This is a genomic window from Ruegeria sp. D7, assembly GCF_056534355.1.
This window is the reverse complement of the sequence record NZ_JBQFPG010000004.1, coordinates 93,954-115,967: the sequence shown is the minus strand read 5'-3', so window position 1 is coordinate 115,967 and position 22,014 is coordinate 93,954. Positions and strand designations below refer to the sequence as shown.

Annotated in this window: 21 protein-coding genes; 11 read left to right on the top strand and 10 right to left on the bottom strand. The window is 57.8% G+C overall.

Features of this window, described 5'->3' with window-relative positions:
• Positions 1–55 precede the first annotated feature (55 nt).
• From ACRZ9U_RS07645 to ACRZ9U_RS07615, 7 genes are all read left to right on the top strand, one after another.
• Positions 56–1,072, top strand: coding sequence for a Gfo/Idh/MocA family protein (locus ACRZ9U_RS07645; protein ID WP_170403518.1), 1,017 nt, complete (start codon positions 56–58; stop codon positions 1,070–1,072).
• On the top strand, positions 1,069–2,070 hold the full coding sequence (locus ACRZ9U_RS07640) for a Gfo/Idh/MocA family protein (protein WP_170403521.1): 1,002 nt from the start codon (positions 1,069–1,071) through the stop codon (positions 2,068–2,070). The genes ACRZ9U_RS07645 and ACRZ9U_RS07640 overlap by 4 nt, the downstream gene beginning before the upstream one ends.
• A complete protein-coding gene (locus ACRZ9U_RS07635; RefSeq protein ID WP_170403524.1) occupies positions 2,067–3,119 on the top strand; it encodes a Gfo/Idh/MocA family protein in 1,053 nt (350 codons plus the stop codon). The genes ACRZ9U_RS07640 and ACRZ9U_RS07635 overlap by 4 nt, the downstream gene beginning before the upstream one ends.
• Complete coding sequence (uxuA, locus tag ACRZ9U_RS07630) at positions 3,116–4,297, top strand: mannonate dehydratase (RefSeq protein WP_170403527.1); 1,182 nt, start codon at positions 3,116–3,118, stop codon at positions 4,295–4,297. Before ACRZ9U_RS07635 ends, uxuA begins: the two co-directional genes overlap by 4 nt.
• 224 nt (positions 4,298–4,521) lie before the next feature.
• The gene (locus tag ACRZ9U_RS07625) at positions 4,522–5,412 is read left to right on the top strand and encodes an NAD(P)-dependent oxidoreductase (protein WP_170403530.1); all 891 of its coding nucleotides are present in this window, start codon (positions 4,522–4,524) and stop codon (positions 5,410–5,412) included.
• An 11-nt stretch (positions 5,413–5,423) separates the two neighbouring features.
• Positions 5,424–6,287, top strand: a complete 864-nt coding sequence (locus ACRZ9U_RS07620; protein ID WP_170403533.1) for a sugar phosphate isomerase/epimerase family protein — start codon at positions 5,424–5,426, stop codon at positions 6,285–6,287.
• Between the two features lie 112 nt (positions 6,288–6,399).
• Positions 6,400–6,819, top strand: coding sequence for a secondary thiamine-phosphate synthase enzyme YjbQ (locus ACRZ9U_RS07615; protein ID WP_170403536.1), 420 nt, complete (start codon positions 6,400–6,402; stop codon positions 6,817–6,819).
• A 30-nt stretch (positions 6,820–6,849) separates the two neighbouring features.
• Here ACRZ9U_RS07615 and ACRZ9U_RS07610 read toward each other — a convergent pair whose 3' ends face one another.
• The 8 genes from ACRZ9U_RS07610 to ACRZ9U_RS07575 all read right to left on the bottom strand — a co-directional run bounded on the left by ACRZ9U_RS07610 (position 6,850) and on the right by ACRZ9U_RS07575 (position 15,805).
• Positions 6,850–7,620 carry an SDR family oxidoreductase gene (locus ACRZ9U_RS07610; RefSeq protein WP_170403539.1) on the bottom strand — a complete coding sequence of 257 codons (771 nt, stop codon included), beginning with the start codon at positions 7,618–7,620 and terminating at the stop codon, positions 6,850–6,852.
• Positions 7,617–8,657, bottom strand: coding sequence for an alcohol dehydrogenase catalytic domain-containing protein (locus ACRZ9U_RS07605; RefSeq protein WP_170403544.1), 1,041 nt, complete (start codon positions 8,655–8,657; stop codon positions 7,617–7,619). Before ACRZ9U_RS07605 ends, ACRZ9U_RS07610 begins: the two co-directional genes overlap by 4 nt.
• Positions 8,654–9,754: a mandelate racemase/muconate lactonizing enzyme family protein gene (locus ACRZ9U_RS07600; protein WP_170403546.1), complete on the bottom strand. Its 1,101-nt coding sequence runs from the start codon at positions 9,752–9,754 to the stop codon at positions 8,654–8,656. The genes ACRZ9U_RS07605 and ACRZ9U_RS07600 overlap by 4 nt, the downstream gene beginning before the upstream one ends.
• On the bottom strand, positions 9,754–10,749 hold the full coding sequence (locus ACRZ9U_RS07595; protein ID WP_170403549.1) for an ABC transporter permease: 996 nt from the start codon (positions 10,747–10,749) through the stop codon (positions 9,754–9,756). The genes ACRZ9U_RS07600 and ACRZ9U_RS07595 overlap by 1 nt, the downstream gene beginning before the upstream one ends.
• A 3-nt stretch (positions 10,750–10,752) precedes the next feature.
• Positions 10,753–11,730 carry an ABC transporter permease gene (locus tag ACRZ9U_RS07590; protein WP_170403552.1) on the bottom strand — a complete coding sequence of 326 codons (978 nt, stop codon included), beginning with the start codon at positions 11,728–11,730 and terminating at the stop codon, positions 10,753–10,755.
• Complete coding sequence (locus tag ACRZ9U_RS07585) at positions 11,715–13,250, bottom strand: sugar ABC transporter ATP-binding protein (RefSeq protein WP_255612040.1); 1,536 nt, start codon at positions 13,248–13,250, stop codon at positions 11,715–11,717. The genes ACRZ9U_RS07590 and ACRZ9U_RS07585 overlap by 16 nt, the downstream gene beginning before the upstream one ends.
• A 67-nt stretch (positions 13,251–13,317) precedes the next feature.
• The gene (locus tag ACRZ9U_RS07580) at positions 13,318–14,292 is read right to left on the bottom strand and encodes an ABC transporter substrate-binding protein (protein WP_170403556.1); all 975 of its coding nucleotides are present in this window, start codon (positions 14,290–14,292) and stop codon (positions 13,318–13,320) included.
• Positions 14,293–14,347: 55 nt separating this feature from the next.
• Positions 14,348–15,805 (bottom strand): aldehyde dehydrogenase family protein, encoded by a 1,458-nt coding sequence (locus tag ACRZ9U_RS07575; RefSeq protein ID WP_480901619.1) that lies wholly within the window; start codon positions 15,803–15,805, stop codon positions 14,348–14,350.
• Positions 15,806–15,980: 175 nt separating this feature from the next.
• On the opposite strand from ACRZ9U_RS07575, the gene ACRZ9U_RS07570 reads away from it, so the two are divergent.
• Positions 15,981–17,081 (top strand): LacI family DNA-binding transcriptional regulator, encoded by a 1,101-nt coding sequence (locus ACRZ9U_RS07570; protein WP_480503409.1) that lies wholly within the window; start codon positions 15,981–15,983, stop codon positions 17,079–17,081.
• Between the two features lie 10 nt (positions 17,082–17,091).
• Positions 17,092–18,729: a GMC family oxidoreductase N-terminal domain-containing protein gene (locus ACRZ9U_RS07565; protein WP_170403559.1), complete on the top strand. Its 1,638-nt coding sequence runs from the start codon at positions 17,092–17,094 to the stop codon at positions 18,727–18,729.
• Between the two features lie 140 nt (positions 18,730–18,869).
• On the opposite strand, the gene ACRZ9U_RS07560 is transcribed toward ACRZ9U_RS07565, so the two are convergent.
• Both ACRZ9U_RS07560 and ACRZ9U_RS07555 read right to left on the bottom strand, forming a co-directional pair.
• Positions 18,870–19,181, bottom strand: a complete 312-nt coding sequence (locus ACRZ9U_RS07560; protein ID WP_170396125.1) for a cupin domain-containing protein — start codon at positions 19,179–19,181, stop codon at positions 18,870–18,872.
• 35 nt (positions 19,182–19,216) lie between these two features.
• Positions 19,217–19,897: a GntR family transcriptional regulator gene (locus tag ACRZ9U_RS07555; protein WP_170403562.1), complete on the bottom strand. Its 681-nt coding sequence runs from the start codon at positions 19,895–19,897 to the stop codon at positions 19,217–19,219.
• Positions 19,898–20,157: 260 nt separating this feature from the next.
• Between ACRZ9U_RS07555 and ACRZ9U_RS07550 the strand changes: the two genes are divergently transcribed.
• A complete protein-coding gene (locus ACRZ9U_RS07550) occupies positions 20,158–20,943 on the top strand; it encodes an SDR family NAD(P)-dependent oxidoreductase (RefSeq protein ID WP_480885710.1) in 786 nt (261 codons plus the stop codon).
• Between the two features lie 51 nt (positions 20,944–20,994).
• Positions 20,995–21,978 (top strand): TRAP transporter substrate-binding protein, encoded by a 984-nt coding sequence (locus ACRZ9U_RS07545; protein WP_170403565.1) that lies wholly within the window; start codon positions 20,995–20,997, stop codon positions 21,976–21,978.
• Positions 21,979–22,014 lie beyond the last annotated feature (36 nt).

The following is a 22,014-nucleotide window of genomic DNA, read 5'->3' as shown; positions in this document are numbered from 1 at the left end:
GGTTGCATCTTTCCCGTTCGAACCCGCAGACTGACCGTGTGATCCGGGGGAATGAATGAATATTGCGCTGATTGGTTTGGGGATGGTTTCGGGCACGCATGTCGCTGCCATTCAAGCATCGGATCAAGGCCTCAGTCTTGCCGGCGTCCTCGGGCGCAACTCTGAAAAAGCAGCTGGGTTCGCGCGGCGAAACGGCACCCGCGCATTCGGCTCGATCGAGGAAATCGCAGACGACCCAAACGTCGACTTTGCGATCATCGCAACACCGCCCGATCAGCGCTCAGAGTTGGTTCGGGTTCTTTCGAGCGCTTCGAAACCGATCCTGATGGAAAAGCCCATCGAGAGAACGCTGGGCGCCGCGACGGCCATCGTCGAGCAGTGCGAGGTATCCGGTGTGCCGCTGGGCATAGTCTTTCAGCACCGCGCCCGCGCCGCCTCGCAGGCGCTGAAATCAGCCATTGAACAGGGTGAGCTGGGCGCGATCGCCACGGTGGAGATCCGTGTCCCCTGGTGGCGCGATCAGAGCTACTATGACGAGCCGGGTCGCGGCACTTATGCGCGCGACGGAGGCGGTGTCATGATCTCGCAGGCAATCCACACGCTTGACCTTGCGATGTGGCTGCTGGGGCCGATCTCGGACATTCAAGCCATGATGAGAAAAACTCCGTTACACGATCTCGAAGCTGAGGATTGGGCAGGTACAATCTTTGAAATGGATAACGGCGCAGTGGGCACTATGATGGCGACTACTGCCGAATATCCCGGGGCCGCTGAGTCCATTACCATCCAAGGCACACGCGCCAAAGCGCATCTGGAGTCAGGTGTCCTGACCTTAACGACTTTCGATGGTCATAAATCCACGGTTGGCGAAACGTCCGCCACAGGCGGAGGGGCCGATCCCATGGCGTTCACCCATGCTTGGCATCAGGCGGTCATCGAGGATTTCGCCAAGGCTGTTGCCGATGGCACGCTGCCCATGGCCACCGGACGCAGTGCCCTTTTGACCCACGCCGTCATAGACGCGATGCAGATCGCCAATCGAACCGGCCAGAAAACACGAGTCATCTCATGAGCCTGACCTGCGTCGCCCTTGGCCTGGACCACCGCCATATCTATGGCATGACGGAAAACATGCGTAAAATCGGCGTGGACTGCGTTGGCTACTGGACACAAGGCGATCCGGAAACGCTTCCGGGCTACGTCAAAAGGTTTCCCGATATTCCGCGGCTGGCCCGACTGGAAGACGCCCTAACCAGTGGGGCGGATCTGGCGCTGATTTCGGCGATACCGGCAGATAGGGCCGCGTTGACGATCCGCGCCATGCAAAACGGCATGGATGTCATGAGCGACAAGCCGGGCTGCACGACGTTCGAGCAACTCGACCAGATCAAGCGAGCGGTCGCCGACACCGGTCGAATCTGGTCGGTGAATTTTTCCGAACGATTTGAAACGCCCGTCAGCACCCGGGCGACCGAGTTGGTCGAGTCCGGTGCCATCGGGCGCGTGATCCAGACGGTTGGGCTTGGCCCGCACCGATTGAACCGGACAACCCGGCCGGATTGGTTTTTTCAGCGTGACCGCTATGGCGGCATTCTGACCGACATCGCCTCGCATCAAATCGATCAGTTCTTGCATTACACAGGTTCGAAAACCGCAGAAATCACGAACGCTTATGTGGCGAACTACGCAAACCCCAAAGATCCCGGATTGCAGGATTTCGGAGAACTCAATCTAAGAAGCGAGAATGGCACCGGGTACATCCGGGTTGACTGGTTCACGCCGGATGCCTTGCCAAACTGGGGGGATGGTCGTCTGACGATCCTCGGAACCGAAGGATATATCGAGTTGCGGAAATACGTCGATGTGGGTGGGGCCTCAGGGACAGACCATCTGATCCTCGTCAATGGTGAAACCTGCCAAAAGATCGACGCAGCCGACGCCAGCCTTCCCTACTTCGCGCGCCTGGCCGATGACATCCGCAACCGGACCGAAACCGCGATGACACAGACCCACTGCTTTACGGTCATGGAACTGGCACTGCACGCGCAGGAAGTGGCGGAACGCAGATGATCAACGTTGCGATCCTTGGCGCAGGTATCGGTGCGCAACATCTGGACGCTCTGGAACGGCTTGACCGCACCTTCCGCGTAGCCGCCGTGGTCGACCAGAATACGGACCGGATCGAACAGATACGGCAGAACTCGGATTTTCGAGCACTAACCAACATTCAGGACGCTCTGGATGATCCGGCGATTGATGTCATCGACATCTGCCTACCGCCGCATCTGCATGTACCAACCACGCTTGCGGCACTGGCCGCAGGAAAACACGTTGTCTGCGAAAAGCCTCTTGCGACCTCGATGCAAGATGTGGATCGGATCACGGCAGCCACACGCAGCGCGGGCAAGCAGGTGTTTCCGGTGTTTCAATACCGGTGGGGGCCGTCACTGGCCCAACTGCGCCACCTGCAGCGCGCAGGCCTGACCGGAGCGGTCCAAACTGCCGCGCTTGAGACCCATTGGTCCCGCGGGGCAGACTATTACGCGGTGCCGTGGCGGGGAACATGGGCCGGTGAACGCGGCGGCGCAGTGCTGGGCCATGCCATCCACAACCATGATCTGCTGACTCATATCGCGGGTGATATCGCCTGGGTGTCTGCAATGGCCACAACGCGGGTAAACCCGATCGAGACCGAAGACTGTGCCGCGATCTGCTTTGGCATGACTTCCGGAGCTTTGTGCACAAGCAATATCACCCTGGGCGCCGCCACGGACGAAACCCGCCTGCGGCTCGTCTTTGAAAAGGTGACCGCCACCTCTGGCAACGAACCCTATGCCCCAGGTCAAACGCCCTGGACATTCGTCGCGCGGGACCCTGTGTATCAAGCCGCTATCGACGAGGCCCTTGCAGCCGCCACTGACGAGCCAACAGGTTTCGAAGGGTTCTTTACCGAAGTCGGCAGGGCGCTGCGGTCCGAGGCAAATTCGGCCGTTACGCTGAAGGATGGCGCTGCATCCATCGGCCTTGTGACAGCGATTTATCACGCGGCGCGCACCGGGCAGCGCGTTGCTCTTCCCATCAGTTCCGATCACCCGCTGTATGAAGGATGGCTGCCATGAAACAATGCTGGCGTTGGTTCGGACCCGATGATCCGATCGCCCTTGCCGCTCTCCATCAAGTCGGGGTTCAGGGCATCGTCACCGCGCTGCATCACATCCCGCCGGGACAGCCCTGGGACGAACCAAGCATCGCCGATCGGCAAGCAGTTCTGGCTACTGCCGGGTACAGTTGGGACGTTGTCGAAAGCCTGCCCGTTTCCGAGGCGATCAAAACACAGTCCGCAGACATGGCTGAACATCTGCAGGCGTATAAGTCCAGCCTCAGGTCCCTGTCCGCCCGTGGCATCAAAATCGTTTGCTACAACTTCATGCCAATCCTGGATTGGACGCGCACCGCCCTTCGCGCACCGCAGCCGCACGGCGGAACGGCCATGCTGTTCGACCTGACCGATTTTGCTGCTTTCGACATACATATTCTTGAACGTCCGGGCGCGTCCGAAGACTATTCCAGCGTCGTCCAGCAAACGGCCAAGGATCGCTTCTTGCGCATGTCGGATGAATCCAAGGCCCAGTTGCAACACAATGTCACTGCGGGGTTGCCCGGCGCCAACGATCAGTGGAGCGTGCAGGACGTGCGCGCTTTGTTGCAGACCTATGCACATATCGACCGTGACCGGCTTCGCGCAAACCTGATCGACTTCCTGTCAGAAGTCGCCCCAGTCGCCCAAGAACTGGAACTACGCTTGTGCTGTCATCCAGATGATCCGCCGTTCTCGTTGCTTGGTCTGCCGCGGATCATGTCCAGTACCGATGACTACGGCGCCGTTCTGGATGCGGTTGATTTGTTGGCGAACGGCGCAACGTTGTGTACCGGATCGCTGGGAGTGTCTCCCGAATTTGATGGGCCGGACTTCGTGCGCAGGCATGGCGACCGAATTCACTTTGTCCATCTGCGGAATACCCAACGCATCGCCGGGTCAGACAGCCAGAAGCCGGACTTCTTTGAGGCCTCGCATCTGGAGGGCGACACCGACATGGTCGGCACAATTCGCGAACTGATGAACGAACAGCGCCGCCGCAAATCCCAAGGGCGTCGCGACTGGCAAATTCCGATGCGGCCCGACCACGGACAAGAACTGCTGAGCGATCTGGGCGGACACAGTACTCCCGGCTATCCGTTGATCGGGCGTATGCGCGGGCTTGCGGAACTGCGCGGCATCATGGCGGCGTTCTCGTAACGCGTCGGATCAGGCGGTTTCTTTTCGCCCGCAACACTTCTTTGCTTGCCTGAGCGCCGCATTCTTCGTTTACTTACGTTACGTAAACGGGCAGCGGGGTGTCTTCCGGACTCGCCCGACGTCTGTTCAAGACGCGTGAAACTCCCGCGAAAACCGATGCGATTAGGCATCATTTTTCGAAACGCCTGCCATACGGCAACGGCGAAATATCGGGAGGAGCCCAAATGAATACTGTAGGCGTAATAGGTCTTGGCGACATGGGCAGCGGCCTTGCCAAGAACCTGATCAAGAATGGCTTCGAAACATCAGGTTTCGACCTGAGCGAGACGCGCATGACGGCATTTGCTGACATGGGCGGCCGGCCCAAGGACAGCGTGGGACAGGTCGGTCGACACGCCTCCAGTGTGTTTGTCATGGTGATGAACGGAGATCAGGCCCGCGATGTCATTCTGGGTGAAAACGGGCTGGTTGCGAACATGGCCAAAGGCGGAACGGTCATCCTGTCGGCGACCATTACCCCGGCCGAAGCCCGCGCCATCGGGCAGGATATGGAAGGCTCGGGGATTAACTTAATCGACACGCCGGTCTCAGGTGGGTTTCCCGGCGCGCAGAACGGCACATTGACGATGATGGCTGCCGGTGCTGCGGATGTGCTGGACCGAAATGCAGAAGTCATGCAGGCAGTGTCGGCAACAATTCATCGGGTCGGCGAAAACGTCGGCGACGGGCAAACCGTGAAAGCCTGCCTGCAATCCCTGATCGGATCGATCTTTTCCGCCACATTCGAGGCTGCAGCCCTGGCGGCCAAAGCCGGTGTCAGCGGTCAGGCATTACTTGATGTGTTCTCCTCATCCAGCGCGGGGTGCGGCGTCGTGAATTCCGCCCTTGAAAACATCATTGATCGCAAGTTCGAGGCCACCGGCAGCCATATCGCAACCATGCACAAGGACCTGACGATCTCGCTGGCACTGGCCGGTGCGTTGGGCGTTCCAATGCACACAGCATCATCCGCTATGCAGATCTTTCACGCAGGAAAAACCAAATACCCGAATGGTGACAACTGGGTGTGTACTCGCGTCATCGAAGAAATCGTTGACGCAGAATTGCATCGCTGAGGGGACCGGACATGAAACTAGGTGTGATTTGCGACGGCATTTCCCGCGATTTGCTGCATGCCGTTGACGTGATGGACGAATTCGGTCTGGACTATGCAGAGCTTCAATTCGTTGGCGATGCGGAGGTCGGGGATCATTCCCCGCAGCAAATTGCCGAGATCGACGCGCTTTTGCGCGACCGGGGCAAGCCTGTGTCATGTCTGTCGCGCCATATCTTTGCGGGGATGACAGCTGCCAATAGGCCCGGCGACGACCTCCACACTCGGCATATGGACGCCTTGAAACGCGTAATCGACATGGCGCATGTTGTTGGGTCTCCGCTGGTTCGGATCATGACCCAACGAAAAGAGCAGATACTGTGGGGAAAAAACGGCGCCGAGAAGTGGAACGTAGCGCATGGGGTATGGGACTCGATGCCGCCGCTGATCGCGCCGGCGGTTGAACTGGCAAGAGCTGAGGGCGTGACGCTTGTCGTGGAAACCGGAAACGGCACGCTGGTCAATTCCAACTATACAGCCCGCAAGCTGATTGACGAGTTGGACGCAAAAGACTCTTTGAAAGTGCTGTGGGACCCCGGAAACAACTGCTGGTGCCATGAACTGGCATATCCGGACGCTTATGAAGAACTGCGCGGCGGCTATCTGGGTCACATTCACATCAAGGACGTGAAGGTCGACACGCCACGGGCAACGCTGGAAGTGCGCCGCATGGGGGAAGGTCAGCTTGCGCCTTTGTTCCAACCCATCGCGGACGCGCTTAGATCCGACGGCTATGATGGCGTCATTTCTTTCGAAAGCGTTTATCACCCCGACAACGGGAATTTCGAAGATGGTTTTCGTCTGTGTGTGGACCAGTTCAAAAGCCTGTTTGCATAAAAATGTAGTCAATATGCGTTCAAAATCAAAATCTTGACCCCCATTGCTGAATGCCAAGTGAGATGTAGAAAGCTGGGCGCGCTCGCGTGAAATCAAGGAAAGGGCCTGCTGGATGAAACAACAGTTTTTTGACCTGTCCATTGAAACGCCGGGCAAATCCCTCATCGACATCAGCGGGATCGTTCAGCGTGCGGTGTCCGAACACGAATTTGTCTCGGGCCTGCTGACCCTTTGGTGCGTCCACACCGGTGCCGCGCTATTGGTGCAGGCCAATGCCGATCCCGATGTGCTCAAGGATATCGAGACGTTCTTCGAGAAACTCGTACCCAAGTCACCAGGCAAGTATCACCACCGCCCGACCGAGGACGACAACGCTCCATCGCATCTGCGGGCGCTGTTGACGCAAACTCAGGTATCGATCCCGGTCGAACACGGGCAGCTTCCGCTGGGTCGCGTACAAAGCCTGTACCTGTTCGAACATCGGGAAGCACCCAAGGCACGCCGATTGAAGGTGCACTACATCGGGACGTGATGCCTTGGATCACATGGAGCGTTGGCAGTGCTAACGCCCCATCCAGCCCCCGTCGACTACAACGATTTCACCGTTGACGAAGTCCGACGCAGCGGAGGCCAGAAAGACCACCGGTCCCGCAAAATCAACAGGCGTACCCCAACGGCCTTGGGGTGTTCGTTCCAGGATCGACTTCGACCGGACCGGATCATCCCGCAGGGCTTGGGTGTTGTCGGTCGCGATGTAGCCAGGCGCGATCGCATTCACGTTTACGCCCTGCCCGGCCCATTCGTTGGCCAAGGCTTTGGTCAGCTGTCCAATCCCGCCTTTCGAGGCCGCATAGCCCGGAACGGTGATGCCGCCCTGAAAAGTAAGCAGCGATGCCGTGAAAATGATCTTCCCCGAGCCGCGCGCCAGCATGTCCTTGCCGATCTCGCGTGACAGAACGAACTGCGAGGACAGGTTCACCTCCATCACTTCGTCCCACCAGTCGTCCGGGTGTTCGGCGGCGGGTTTGCGTTTGATCGTGCCGGCATTGTTGACAAGTATATCAGGGGTTTGTCCGTCGGCCCTCAACTGATCAATGAACCCATGCAGCGCGGCGCGATCCGAAAAGTCGCATTGGTAGGCCCGGAAATTGCGTCCCATCGCCGTCACGGCTTTTTCGACATCCGAGCCAGACAGCTCGAGCGAGGCGGACACTCCGATGATATTGGCTCCGGCCGATGCCAATGCTTCGGCCATACCGCGCCCGATACCGCGTTTGCACCCGGTCACAAGGGCCGTCTTTCCCGTCAGGTCGAAACTTTGCAAAACACTCATGAACGCGGTCCTACTTCGATCAGGCTTTTCATTGCGGTTGGGCTGCGATCCAGTGCTTCGAACGCGGCCTGGATGTCTGCCAGAGGGCTGACGTCCGTGATCACAACATCCGCGTCCACTCCGCCCGAAGCGACAACTGCAATGGCTTTCTCGTAATCCTCTGGCTCATAGACCCGAGCACCGATCAGTCGCAGCTCTCGCCAGAAGAACTGGAACAGGTCGATCTGGGGCTTTTGAGCATGGATCGCGACCATTACGATCCGGGCCCGAGTCGCGGCAACGGCGGTCATTGCATCGACACCGGGCTGCGTTCCTGACACCTCGAAAACCACATCTGCCCCTTTGTCGCCCGTGCGCGCGTTGATTGTGGACACCAGATCGGTTTCGATTGGGTTGATCGTGTCAAAGCCAAGTTTTTCAGCAATCGCAAGACGGTTCGGATTCACTTCGGAAATCACGACATTTCCACCCGCGTCCCGCGCAACCATGGCAACCAGGATGCCAATCGGGCCGCCGCCGATAACGACAACGTCCTCTCCAGGTTGCAGGTCAGACAGCCGCACATCGTGGCAGGCAACGGCAACCGGCTCGATCAGCGCCGCGTGATCCATGCGCAAGTCATCCGGCAGAACGTGCAACGTGTGGGCCGGAACAGTCCAGATCTCTTGCATCGCGCCATCGGTGTCGAGGCCGAGAAACTTGAGATTCTGACAGATATGCTGATGCCCCCGCTTGCAAGCTGGGCATTCTCCGCAGTGATCAAGCGGTCGGACAACGACCTTCTGGCCGGGTTCGACCGTATCGACGCCCTCGCCCACCGCTTCGACCACACCTGACATCTCATGCCCAATAACCCGGTTCAGGCCGACGCGGGCATCCATGTTGCCGTGGTAGACGTGCATATCCGTCCCACAAATCCCACAATAGGCAACACGAATGGCAGCCTCGCCGGGACCCGGATCTGTCGCTTGGGCTTGCTCTACTGCAAAGCTCTTATCGCCCCTGTAGTATGCGGCAGTGATCGTCTGGGTCGTCATCTATGCATCTCCTTGTGTTCCGCATTCAATTTGTCCCAGTCGAATTCCACTCCGGTTCCCGGGGTATCCGGGGCCACGGCCAGACAGTCTTCGACAACTAGTGGACGGGTCGTGTACTGGTCTATCGGGAATGAGTGTACTTCTAGCCAGCCTGCGTTGGGTTGCGCAGAAACAAGGCTGACGTGCAGCTCCTGCATCCCATGACTGCAAACCGGAATGCCGTGCTGTGCGCTTAGCGCGGCCACGCGCAGCCAGCCGGTGATTCCACCGCAGTTTGAGGCATCGGGCTGGATAAAACTCAGTTTCGCGTCATCAAAGGCGTATTCAAATTCGTGTATGGTGTGCAGGTTTTCACCCATGGCAAGGGGAACGCCCGTCGCTTCGACAATTCGGCCATAACCTTTGTAGTCGTCTGGAATTGTCGGTTCCTCGAACCACAGGATATCGCAGTCGGCGAACCCTCTGGCAGCGACGATGGCCTGTTCGACACTCATAGAGTAATTCGCATCGACCATGAAGAACCGGTCCGGCCCCAGCATCTCGCGCACCGCCCGGGCACGTGCAAGATCGTAGGCCAGGTCTGGTTGACCGACCTTGATCTTGACTGCGTTGAACCCACGCGCAAGGTACCCTTCGGTCTGACGCAGCAGTTTCTCCAACGAGAAATTCAGGTCGATCCCGCCGGCATAGGCCTTGCACCTTTTCGACGCTCCACCGGCCATCTGCCACAAAGGCGCATTCTGCGTTCTGCCGCGAATATCCCACAGTGCAATATCTACGGCCGAGATGGCAAACGAGGCGATCCCGCCCCGTGCGACGTAGTGCACGTGCCACTGCATGGTATCGTACAGGCTTTCGATCTGTTCGGCGTCTTGTCCAACAAGGAACGGTGCCAGGTCATGCTGGATCATCGCCAAGATGGCATGGCCACCCTTGCCCCCGGTATAGGTATACCCGACCCCCTCGACCCCATCCGAGGTTTGAATGGTGACAGTGATCAATTGAAAAAACGTGTGATCCCCATGTTTGGCATCGACTAGGACTTCGGCGAGCGGAACGTTGAACAGCCGCGCTGATACACTTTCTATGCGATTCATTAACCTAAGACCTTCTGCTGCCTGGCAATAACCCGAGACTGTAGAAGGATGACCGCAAATAGAAAGCCTCCACGTATGACCATTTGCCAATAGGCACTGAAACTGATGGTGCCCTGACCGTTTTCAAAGTTTAGAACGTTGAAGACCAGCCCCAGCAACAGCGCGCCAGCGACCGTCGCAGGGATCGATCCCATCCCACCCGTCAACAAAGTGCCGCCTACAACCACAGAAGCGATGGCTGACAATTCCCATCCGATGCCTTCAAGGGGTTGCCCAGCTCCAAAACCCGAGGCCAGAAAGACTCCAGCTAGCCCCGCACAGCCACCCGACAGCAGGTAGACAAAAGCCTTGGCGCGATTGACCTTCAGACCCATGAGGTTCGAGGCATCCTCGCTGCCACCGATCGCCAAGACGGTCCGCCCGATGGTTGTTCTTTCCAGCACCAGCCAAAGTGCCAGAGTCAGTCCGGCCACGATGACGATCGCCCATGGAAACAGACCAAAGGCCTGCCCCATGCCAAGCTTGGTGAAGTTCGACCCCCAATCGACCGAAATTGTCTGGGCGCCCGAAATCACCAATGCGCCGCCTTTTGCGGCCAGCATGGTGGCCAGCGTGGCGATGAAGGGCGGGATCCGAAGGATGATTATGCAAAAGGCGTTGATCGCCCCGAAACCAACCCCGGCAAGAACGGCCCCCGGCAACGCAACCTGAATCCCATACGGGCTGAGATAGGCCGCAACAACCGAGGTAAACGCCGCCACGGATCCGACCGACAGATCAATCCCGCCGGTCATGATCACAAAACACATGCCCAGCGCAATCGCGATGAACATCGCGTTGTAATTCAGGAAAGACGAGAAATTGTAGGCGCTGCCAAAGTTGTCATAGCGCATCAGCCCGAACAGAATCAAAGCCAGCAGTGCGATCCACACCGTCACCGAGGCCGAATTACGTCGAAGGTATTTTCGCAGGTCAAAAGCCGTTTCATCCAACATCGATTAAACCCTCCGAAACTGCTGGACCCAAACGGCCAGGATAATGATGACGGCCTTGGCGATCAGTGCAACTTCGTCCTCTACCCCGTTGGCCAACAATGTATATTTGACCAACTGGATGATGACGGCACCCAGTATGGCACCAAAGATCGGCGCTCGCCCGCCTTGCAAAAGAGCCCCGCCAACAACCGCGGCCGCGATGGCATCAAGCTCCATCAGATTGCCGTTGCGCGCGGCGTCCGAGGCCGAGTTGATTGCAACCACGATCAAACCGGCTAGGCCCGCAAGCACCGCGCAGATGACATAGGCCCCGATCTTGACCCGTCGGACGGGACCACCCGACAGATAGGCCGCACGTTCATTGCCCCCTATGGCCAACAGGTAACGGCCCCATGTGGTTCTGGTGATCACCCAAAACAGCACACAGGCAATGGCCAGCGCCAGCCAGCCCTGGAACGGCAAACCAAGCACTTTACCAGTTCCAAGATAACTGAATGAAGGGTTTGAAAACGTCTGCAGGTTCCCGTTCGTCAAGACTTGGGCAATACCGCGACCAGAGATGAAGAGAATGAGCGTCGCAACAATGGGCTGCACGTTCAACACGGCAACCATCACGCCGTTGAATACCCCGCATAGCCCCGCAATGAACAGCGGCAGGACAATGGCCAAAGTGACGCCTAGCATCGGATTGGCAGCGCCCAGATCCGACAGAAAGATCAGCGGAGCAAGCGCCCCCGCCAGCGCCATGACCGCCCCAACCGACAGATCGATCCCACCCGTGGCGATTACCAGCGTCATCCCCATGGCCACGATGGCGATCGTAGCGACCTGGCTGATATTTACGAACAGGGTTTGCAGTTGCAGGAAATTAGGTGTGAAAAACGCGTTGAACACTAATAGGGCGACCAACGCGGCGATGCCGCCGTGAAAGCGGAAGGGCATTGATGCGACCCGTTGCGGCAACTTCATTGCGCGGTCCATGAACCAGTTCCTTCTTCATGATGCGCAAGCGCGCGCACCAGTATGTTCTCGGTGACCCCGGGGTTGGTCAGTTCCTTGACCGAGCGTCCCTCGTGCATGACAACGATGCGGTCAGCGCCTTCCACCAGTTCTTCGAATTCCGAACTGATGAGGACGACACCAAACCCCTTCTCGACATAAGACCGAATGAACGATTGGATCTCTCGCTTGGCGCCAACATCCACGCCTCGGGTCGGCTCGTCGAGTATCAGGATGTCGGGCTGCGTCGCCAGCCAGCGGGCAAGCAACACCTTTTGCTGGTTGCCGCCGGACAACTCGCGAATGGGCTGGTCCATATGCGCCGCCTTGATGCCCAGATCGTCGATGAACGCCTGAACGATTTCGCGCTCGCGGGCAAAGTCGATTTGACCACGGCTGGCCAGTTTCGGCAGCAGGGCCAGCGTCATGTTCTCGCGCACGGACATGTCTGGAATGATCCCTTCGGCCTTGCGATCTTCGGTCAGAAAGCCGACGCCGTTCGCGATCGCGTCACCCGGTCCGGACGGTTGACCGACCGTGCCATGCAACTCGATTGCGCCGCTGCGTTTCCCGTCCACTCCGAACAAAGCGCGCGCCGCCTCGGTCCGGCCAGAGCCCAGCAATCCGCCCAGCCCAACGATTTCCCCGCGGTGGAGCGTGAGGTCGAAATGCGTCAGCCGCGGGCCTGTTGAAACAGAGTCCGCCCGCAAAACGATATCGCCTTTCTTGGCCTTGGCACCTGCGAAGTCCGTCAGACCGTCTGCCGCGATCTCATCCTTGTTGCGGCCCAGCATGTCCGCGATCATTTCCAGTTTGGTCGTGTCCTGGACGTTACGCCTGCTGACGGTGCGCCCATCTCGCATCGTTGTGACTCGATCGCATATTTGGAACAGCTCATCGAGGAAATGCGAAACATAAAGAACAGACACGCCCTGTTTCTTCAACTCGCGCACAACACCGAACAGCACCTCGACTTCGCTGGCATCCAGCGACGACGTAGGTTCATCCATGATGACAAGTTTCGCATCCAGCGATACAGCCCGCGCAATTGCAACCAACTGCTGGATCGCTGTCGAGAAATTTCCTAACGGCTCGGTCACGTCGATATCTATGCCAAAGCGCGTAAGCACCTCGCGTGCGCGCCTGTTGCCCTCGCGCCAGTCGACCAGAAAGCCGAGACGTTTGGGCTCGTACCCCATGATGATGTTCTCGGTCACTGACCGCAGCGGTACCAGGTTGAGCTCTTGATAGATGGTGGCAATTCCGGATTCCTGCGCTTCGCGCGGAGTGGAGATGCGGCTCGGCACACCCGCCAGATGAACGTCGCCGGCATCCCGATCGTAAACTCCGGTCAGAACCTTGATCATCGTCGATTTTCCGGCACCGTTCTGGCCGATCAGCGCATGAACCTCGCCGGGCGCGATTTCCAGGTTGGCCTGGCTAAGTGCCGGTACGCCGGCAAACGACTTTTCAATTCCCGACATCGAGACGAGCGCATTCATGAGATGTCTTCCTCCGATTGCTTGCAGGCGGCGCCGACCACAGGCCAGCACCACCCACCAGGGAGAATCAATAGGCTTCGTCGATGTGATCGGCCGCATTGTCCTTGGTAAAGATGCGATCTTCGACTTTCACCCATTCCGGGATCGTCTCGCCAGCTGCGTATTTATTCATGACTTCACAAGCCAGAGGTCCGAAGAAGGGCGAGCTTTCCACCGTCACCCCCATCTTGCCATCGATAATAGCCTGAAGTGCATCGCGTGTCCCGTCGATCGAAACGATTGTCACGTCCTCGCCGGGCTTGCGGCCGGCCAGTTCCAGAGCCTGGATCGCACCGATTGCCATCTCGTCATTGTGGGCGTAGACCACGTTCACATCGGGGTGCGCCTGCAGCAGGGTTTCCATCACCTGACGACCCAGGTCGCGCGCAAAGTCACCGGTCTGAGAAGCCACGATCTCAAAGCGGTCATCCGCTGCAATCGCGTCGTCGAAACCTTTTTTGCGGTCATTTGCAGGTGAAGAACCAGTCGTGCCCTCCAACTGGACGATGACGCCATTGTCGCCGTCGAAATTCTCCATCAGCCACTGTGCGGCCCGGTTGCCCTGATCAATAAAATCCGACCCAAGGAACGCCACAAAATGCTCGCCCGGCTTGGCAACGGCCGGATCAACCGAGCGGTCCACCAAAAAGGTCGGGATTCCCGCTGCACGGGCCTTCATAACGGCTGGGATCAACGGCTTTTCTTCCCGCGGGGGCAGGAACAGAACGTCGATGCCTTGGGCGATCATGCTGTCCACATCCGCAACCTGCTTGGCCGCAGATCCGGCCGCATCCGTCGCGATCAGATCCCAGCCACAGGCCTCGGCTGTGTCATGGAAAGATTTCGTTTCGGCAATGCGCCACGGGTTGTTCGATTCCATCTGCGCAAAGCCGACCTTGTAGCGATCCTTCTGCTCAAGCGGTGGCAGATCCTGCGCGATCACCGTGGTGCCCAACAGCGCACCCGCGACAACCGTCGAGATCAAAAGAGTTCTGCGTTTCATGGTTATTCCTCCTCCATTGGTGCGGTCGCCTCCGTTTTGACCGCGAGTTCTCAGGTCATGCCCAATTCATGTATGTCGTCTGTTTCCTCAGATAGCCATCGAAGCCATACGCGCCGTCTTCGCCCCCAACCCCGGACAAACCCCAACCGGTGTGAAATCCCTGTACGGCCTCACCATTGGAGCGGTTCAGGTACAATTCGCCGAACTTCAAACGGCTCGGGGCCTCCATCAATCGCCGGTGCGATCCCGTAAAGAGATAGGCAGACAGCCCGAATGATGTGTCATTCGCAAATTCTATCGCCTGATCAAAATCTTCGACTCGCATGGCTGTCGCCACAGGGCCAAAGACCTCCTCTTGCATCGCGGCATTGCCGTTGTCTGAGACCTCAAGAACCGTCGGGGACATCCAGTGTCCTTTGCGGTGCGCGCTGTCCAACAGGGGCCCGCCTTCCAGATGGACCGTGGCACCTTCCGTGATGCTGCGCTTGATGATTTCGTCGACCTTGGACACCTCGGCCTTGCTGACTTTGGGACCCAGATCGCAGTCCTCCATCGGATCCCCGATCGACAAAGCACGGGCCGCAGACACGAATTTTTCAAGAAACTGATCCGCAATGCCGCGATGTAGATACATACGCTCGTTGCAGGTGCAAATCTGGCCGCAATTGGCAAACCGGGCGGCAATCGCGGCCGAAACGGCGGCGTCAATATCCGCATCCTCCATCACGATGAACGGAGCCTTACCGCCAAGCTCGAGCCGAACAACCTTGATCCGGTCGGCCGCGGCGCGAAAAATCTCTTTACCGGCTCGTGTGCTGCCGGTCATTGTGATCAGTGAGGTATCGGGGTGTTCGACCAACCGCTGCCCTACCACCGGCCCCTTGCCTGTCAGAACATTCAGAACACCGGGCGGAAACCCGACCTTTTCGGCAAGCTCGGCGATCGCGAGACCGGACAGCGGCGTGATTTCGTGCCCCAACAGAACAACAGTATTGCCCGCGACCAGCGCAGGCCCGACTTTCCTGGCGGCCAATGCCAACGGATAGTTCCAGGCCGTCAACGCAACAACAACGCCATAAGGATGACGCCGGATCTGGATTTCCTCGGACTTGTTGTCCGATGCCACTATGTCACCTGAAATCCTCCGGGCCTCCTCAGCCGCATGGCAAAGAAAGGTAACAGCGGCATCAACTTCACTTCGGGCCTGCGTGATCGGCTTGCCCTGCTCGACCGTGATCAGAGCGGCCAGACGCCCGGCGTCAATCCGGATGGCTTCGGCCAACCGCTGAACCAGTCGCGCCCGCTCGATCGCCGGGCGCGAGGACCACGAGCCAAAAGCACGATGGGCCGCCTCGACGGCCGCATCCGCATGAGCGGCACCGCCATCTGGAACTTGCGCAACGATCTCTTCATTTGCAGGGTTCTCGACACCAACCGTGTCCGCGTCAGAGTCGGTAAAGCGGCCATCGATGAACATCGAATGCCGAACCACCTGACCCAACTCCCCCACCACAGACCGCAATTTCGCCTCCCGCGTTTGCTCGGTCAGACCACATTGGCGACCGCACTGCCGATCAAAACACTAATAATATTATTTCGTCAACACTAATATTAATTACTATTCACTAATATTAGTTGCGTGTCCTCCGCATAGTCGATAAAAAGGAAGCGAACAAAAAGGTTGAGCAATGAACGATCAAGCGAACAAGGCCGGGCAGCACAGGGGCGTGGGACGAGTCGCGGGCCGGCAGCGCATAACGATGCATGATATTGCACGCGTCGCCGGGTGCTCACAGACGACAGTATCGCTGGTTCTAAACAAGAACGATTCCGTCAAAATCTCCGAGGACACAAAGCAAAGAGTCCTGGATGCCGCCAACACGCTTGGATACGCCATGCCCTCTCAACTCAGGAAACCCCAGGACAGCGCGCCTCGACCCTCGGCGTTAGACGGCACCATCGCTTTTGTCGTGGACGATCTGGCGTCGAGCCCCGAAATGGTAAACGCGTTTAATGGCGTGAAACAGGCCGTTCGGGACACGGGAAATCTTGTATTGCTGGCAGAAACCCAAAACGACCCCGAGGTCGAACCCAGAACGCTTAGGTATTTCCTCGACCAACAGGTTGCGGGCATCATTTACGCAACCGTTTTCACCCGGCGGGTGGTCGTTCCGGAAATACTCAGGCAGACCGCAACCCCGGTTCTGCTGCTGAACTGCTTTTGCGACGACCTCTCTTTTCCTGCGGTGATCCCCGGCGAAGTCGCTGCTGGACATACGGCGACCAACGCCCTGATCAAGGCGGGGCACAAACGAATTGCCACCATCACCGGCGAGCCGTTCATGGAATGCGCCGCAGGGCGAACGACCGGGTACAGAAACGCCCTTGCTTCCGCCGACATCCCATTTGACGAGGATTTGGTCATCGAGGGCAACTGGCTGCCCAGCGCAGGCTATGCTGCCACGCGCGAATTGATGGACCTGCCCTCTCCGCCAACCGCCATTTTCTGTCAGAATGACCGAATGGCAATCGGCTGCTATGAGGCGCTCAAGGAACTTGGCCTATCCATCCCCGAAGACATCTCGGTCATCGGATTTGACGATGACGAAACCGCGCGACACCTGTCGCCCCCCCTGACCTCGATGATCCTTCCAACTAGGGCGATGGGACGCTGGGTCATCGAACAGTTGTTCCACGGTCCGACGGATGGTCAGCGACACCCTCTCGTGAAGCTTGAATGCGAACTGGTGGAGCGCGACTCGATCAGCGAACCCAAACGCCGGGCCTGAAGGCGAACTCATGACGGAAACCTTCGATCATATCGTCATCGGCGGCGGCTCTGCCGGCGCAGCCGCTGCAGCGAGACTGGTCAACCAGGGCAAGTGCAGGGTTCTGGTGCTGGAGGCCGGGCATTCGCACCGCCATCCGTTGCTGGACATGCCGCCGGGTATCTTCAAGATGATCAACGGGTCCAAGTTCATGACCTACCACCAGACCGAACCGCAGGACCACCTGGACGGCCGCGTGCATGACATTCCGCAGGCCAACGTACTGGGTGGCGGGTCGTCTGTGAATGCCCAGGTCTATATGCGTGGCCGCCCTTCTGATTATGACGCGTGGGACGACCTGCTACGACAGACCAACGACAGAGTCGGCTGGGGATGGGATGATGTGCTGCCCTACTTCCGTAGAATGGAAGACAATAACAGGCTTCACAATGACCTGCATGGCAGCAACGGTCCGGTGCAGGTCTCGGATCCGGGGCATATCGACGACATGTCACGTTGGTTCGTTCAGTCGGTCCAGGCCCTTGGCGAACCATTCAACACGGATTTCAACGGCGCAACGCAGCGCGGTGTCGGTTTCTATCAGTTCACCAATCGCGCCGGCAAGCGCAGTTCGTCAGCCTATGCGTTTCTCGCCCCTCTCGAGACGAACCCGAACTTGACCATCCAGCTTGGCGCAACGGTCAGCAAAGTCATCATCGAAAACGACAAGGCCGTCGGCGTGCAGTATCGAGACAAAAGCGGAGCCCACACGGTCCGGTGCGATGGTGAAGTTATCGTTGCGGCGGGCGCTCTGGTGACGCCAAAAATCCTAATGCTATCAGGCATCGGACCTGATGCACATCTTGCCGATCACGGTATTCCCGTGATCTGCCCATTGCCTGGGGTTGGCCAGAACCTGATCGACCACCCCGAAGTTCCAATTACCGCCTTTGCCAACGGTCCCTACGGATACTTCAAACAAGGTGAGGGCTGGCGGATGCTTCGCAACGGCATCCAGTTCAAACTGTTCGGCAGCGGACCGGTGACTTCCGCCGGAGTCGAAGCCGGCGCGTTTGTCAATCCGTCGTCTCCTGATGGAGAACCAACCATTCAAGCTTTTTGCGTGCCAATTGTTTATCTGGATCGCGACGCTCTGGACGAGGTGCAGGATGACTTTGGCCTGACCGTTACGACCGTCGTAGTCAAACCGAAATCACGCGGAGAGGTCCGGCTTCGCTCGGCCGATCCTCACACCATGCCATTGGTCTCGCCCAACCTTCTGAAGCATGAAGACGACATGCAGGAGATGATCCGGGGGCAGCGGTTCTTTCGCCGGGCATTCACGTCGGGCCCGCTTGCTCAAAGGGTTCGCGAAATCGTCATTCCCACGGCGGACGACGACCAGACGCTACGAGCACATTGCAAGCGATTCGTAAAAACCAACTATCACCCGGCGGGCACTGCCAAAATGGGCCGGGACGGCGACGGAATGGCCGTGCTGGACGCCAGAATGCGCGTGCGCGGAATCGAGAGCTTGCGGGTGTGCGACATGTCAGCCGTGCCCGACATCAACGCCGGCAATACAAACGCACCTGCCATGATGCTGGGCGAACGATGCGCCGACCTGATCCTCGGCATCGGATCAGCCCGCGAGATACGCAATTCCTAACCTGAGCTGCGGCGTCGCCCGTCATTGATCCTATTTCTAACGCAGAATATGGCGTCGCCCTGCCCGACCCACCGAAAATAGACTACCCTGCCTCAATGCGCAGAACGTGGCCAAAGGTCATGGCGCGGACGGAAAACGCCTTACAGAAAATCGTCCCGCCTGGGCGTGAAGCAATCGATCAACTCTCCGGCAGCCAGGCAAACACAACCATGGCTTACACCGGACGGAATGATCAGGCTGTCACCGGGTTCCAACGCTCGCTCCTGATCTCCGATGACAAAGTTGAACCGCCCGGACCGCACAAATGTCGACTGCACATGCGGATGGTCGTGCAACACGCCTTCGGCACCTTCTTCAAACCGGAATGAAACCATCATGAGGTCTTCATTATCCGCCAAAACCTGGCGCGTGACACCTGATGCAGGTGATACAATCGGATAGCTCTTGGTCATAATGCGAGGTCCTTAGTCAGTTGGCGGCGTTCAATTTACTCGAAATACTCGGCATGTTTCGAGTGAACCTCCTCGATGGTCTTGTCGATGCGGCCCAAATGACGGCGTATCGTCTCGGTCGCAGTCGCCTCGTCGCGGTCTGCTAGCGCTTTTGCCAGCTCAACATGATCCCGAACCAGAATGTCGGCCTCGCTCTCGCGCCCTAGGCTCAAAACGCACAGGCGATCGATCTTTCTTTTGCATTCCTGAATCGTATTGAAGGCCAGCGGGTTGCCGCTCAACTCACAAATCAGCCGGTGAAAGTCATAGTCGAGCTGATGGAACCTTTCGGCTTCGTTCCTTGAAACGACGTCTTTCTGCTGCTTGAGATTGTCCTCCAGCAGCTTCGAATATTCGGGCTTCCAGTTCCGACATGCAGCGCGCACCACTTCCAACTCGACCGAGAGGCGAACAAAGCGCGCATGACCGATCCGTTCCATGGAAAAACTACGTACCCGCGTGGCTTTCTGTGGTCGGATCAGCAGCAAATCCTGCGCCTCAAGCCTGTTGAAAGCATCGCGGACCGGCTGCCTCGACACTTCGAACTTTTTTGCAATATCTGCTTCGGACAGTTTTGTTCCCGGCAGAATTTCCAGTGAAACGATCGCCTCGTACAAACTCTCATATACGATGTCAGTGGTTGTGCGCCGCTCGATTTTATCCGTAATACTTTGCATTTCCTGCCTTTTTCTGCGCGTAACCAACACCGGCGGCATTCTGGGCCACTAGACCTCTCCCTCCGATACTCCTCAATGTATCTCCAGCCAATCCATTTAGCACGGGCCGTGCGAAGCCTTTTGTGGCTCCCAAACAAATTTGTTGACAATACTAGTATCCTAGTCGACTACAATAGGCAACACCGCTGAATGCTCGTTAAGGCTCAAGGACCAAAACGGGCGCACTGACTGGATGACCGGGGACCCAAGGGGACAAGAAAATGACCGAATTGAACGCTGAACAGATTGGCCCGAACTTGGAACTGGCAGGGAAGGTTGCGATCGTGACCGGCGGCGGACGGGACATTGGCCGTGCCTGCGTCATGAAACTGGCCAAGGCTGGAGCGTCGATCGCGATCAACTATCACAGCTCATCTTCGGGTGCGGAATCGGCGGTTCAGAAAATAACGGCTGCCGGAGGTAAGGCGATTGCCATACAGGGCGACATGACCTCCGGTGCGGATGTGGAAAGGCTGATCTCGGAGACTATTGCGACATTCGGACCTCGGATCGACATTCTTGCCCACGTGACCGGCGGATTGCTGGCCCGGAAGACCCTGTCTGAGATGGATATGGAACATTGGCGCCATGTCATGGACCTGAACACCACTTCTTTTGCCCGCACTGTTCAGGCCGTGTTGCCGCATATGAAAAAAGGCGGCGCGATCATCGGGTTTGCGAGTCAGGCGGGGCGTGACGGGGGTGGCCCAGGCGCGGTCGCCTATGCGGCCTCGAAGGGTGCGGTCATGACGATGACGCGTGGATTGGCCAAAGAACTGGGGCCGGACATCCGGGTAAATTCGGTTTGCCCGGGCATGATCGACACCGATTTTCACAATGTCTTCACAAAAAGCGAAGTGCGGACCAACGTGGCCGGCGCCACGCCGCTTAAACGCGAAGGCACATCTGAGGATGTCGCCAATCTGGTCGCCTATCTGGCCTCAGACGCCGCTGCTTTCATTACGGGCGCGAACATCGACATCAACGGAGGCCTGCTCTTTTCATAACCGGCCTTCGCCGGGCATCGAGTCAACTGTCTGTTTTCTAGGGAGGAAAATATGAATATCAAACTGACTAAAACGCTGATGAGTGCCGCGACCGTGGTCGCAATTACCGGGAGCGCATCCTTCGCAGAGGATTGGCGCGGGTGGAATATCCACGTGGATGGTTACCCAAACACCATCGCGATGGACAAATTCGCAGAACTCATTACGGAAAAAACTGGCGGTGAAATCAGCCTTCAAATGTTCCATGGGGGCACGCTGGGCAGTCAGCCCGACGCTGTTGAACAGGTCCGCGCAGGCGCATTGGAAGTCGGCAACTTTAACCTGGGCCCAATTGGCCCGATTGTCGCCGAGGCCAATGTTGTATCGTTGCCCTTTATATTCAAGGACGTCCCGCACATGTTCCGCGTCTTGGACAGTGAGGGTGGCGAGGCAATTGCGGCGGGCATGGCAGCCAAAGGCTTGACACCTCTTGCGTGGTATGACGCTGGCGCTCGCTCCTTCTACAACGGAACAAAGGCAATCAACGCACCTGCCGATGTTGAGGGAATGAAAGTTCGGGTCATGAATAATGACCTCTTTACAGGCATGATTTCTGAGCTTGGTGGCAACCCATCACCAATGGCGTTTGCCGAAGTTTATCAGGCCCTGAAAACCGGTGTCGTCGATGGTGCCGAAAACAACTGGCCATCATACGAGTCAACTGGCCACTTCGAAGTTGCCGGTTTCTATTCGCTGTCTCAGCACCTGATCATACCCGAATGTATCTGCATTAATACCGACACGTTCAACGCACTGTCACCTGAGATGCAGGCCGCGGTTCGAGAGGCAGCTCAGGAATCTGCAGAACTTCAGCGGCAATTGTGGGCCGAGCGCGAAGCAGCCAGCCGTACAGCCGTCGAAGAAGCTGGTGTGGTCGTGAATGAAGTGGCAGACAAAGCCCCGTTCCAAGCGGCTATGGGCCCGGTTTACGAAGCCTACTTTGCTACGAACCCCGATTTACGCCCGCTTGTCGAGACTATCCAGGCGACGGACTGATTTAGCTACATTGGGTCTGATATTGTCCGGTCCCGC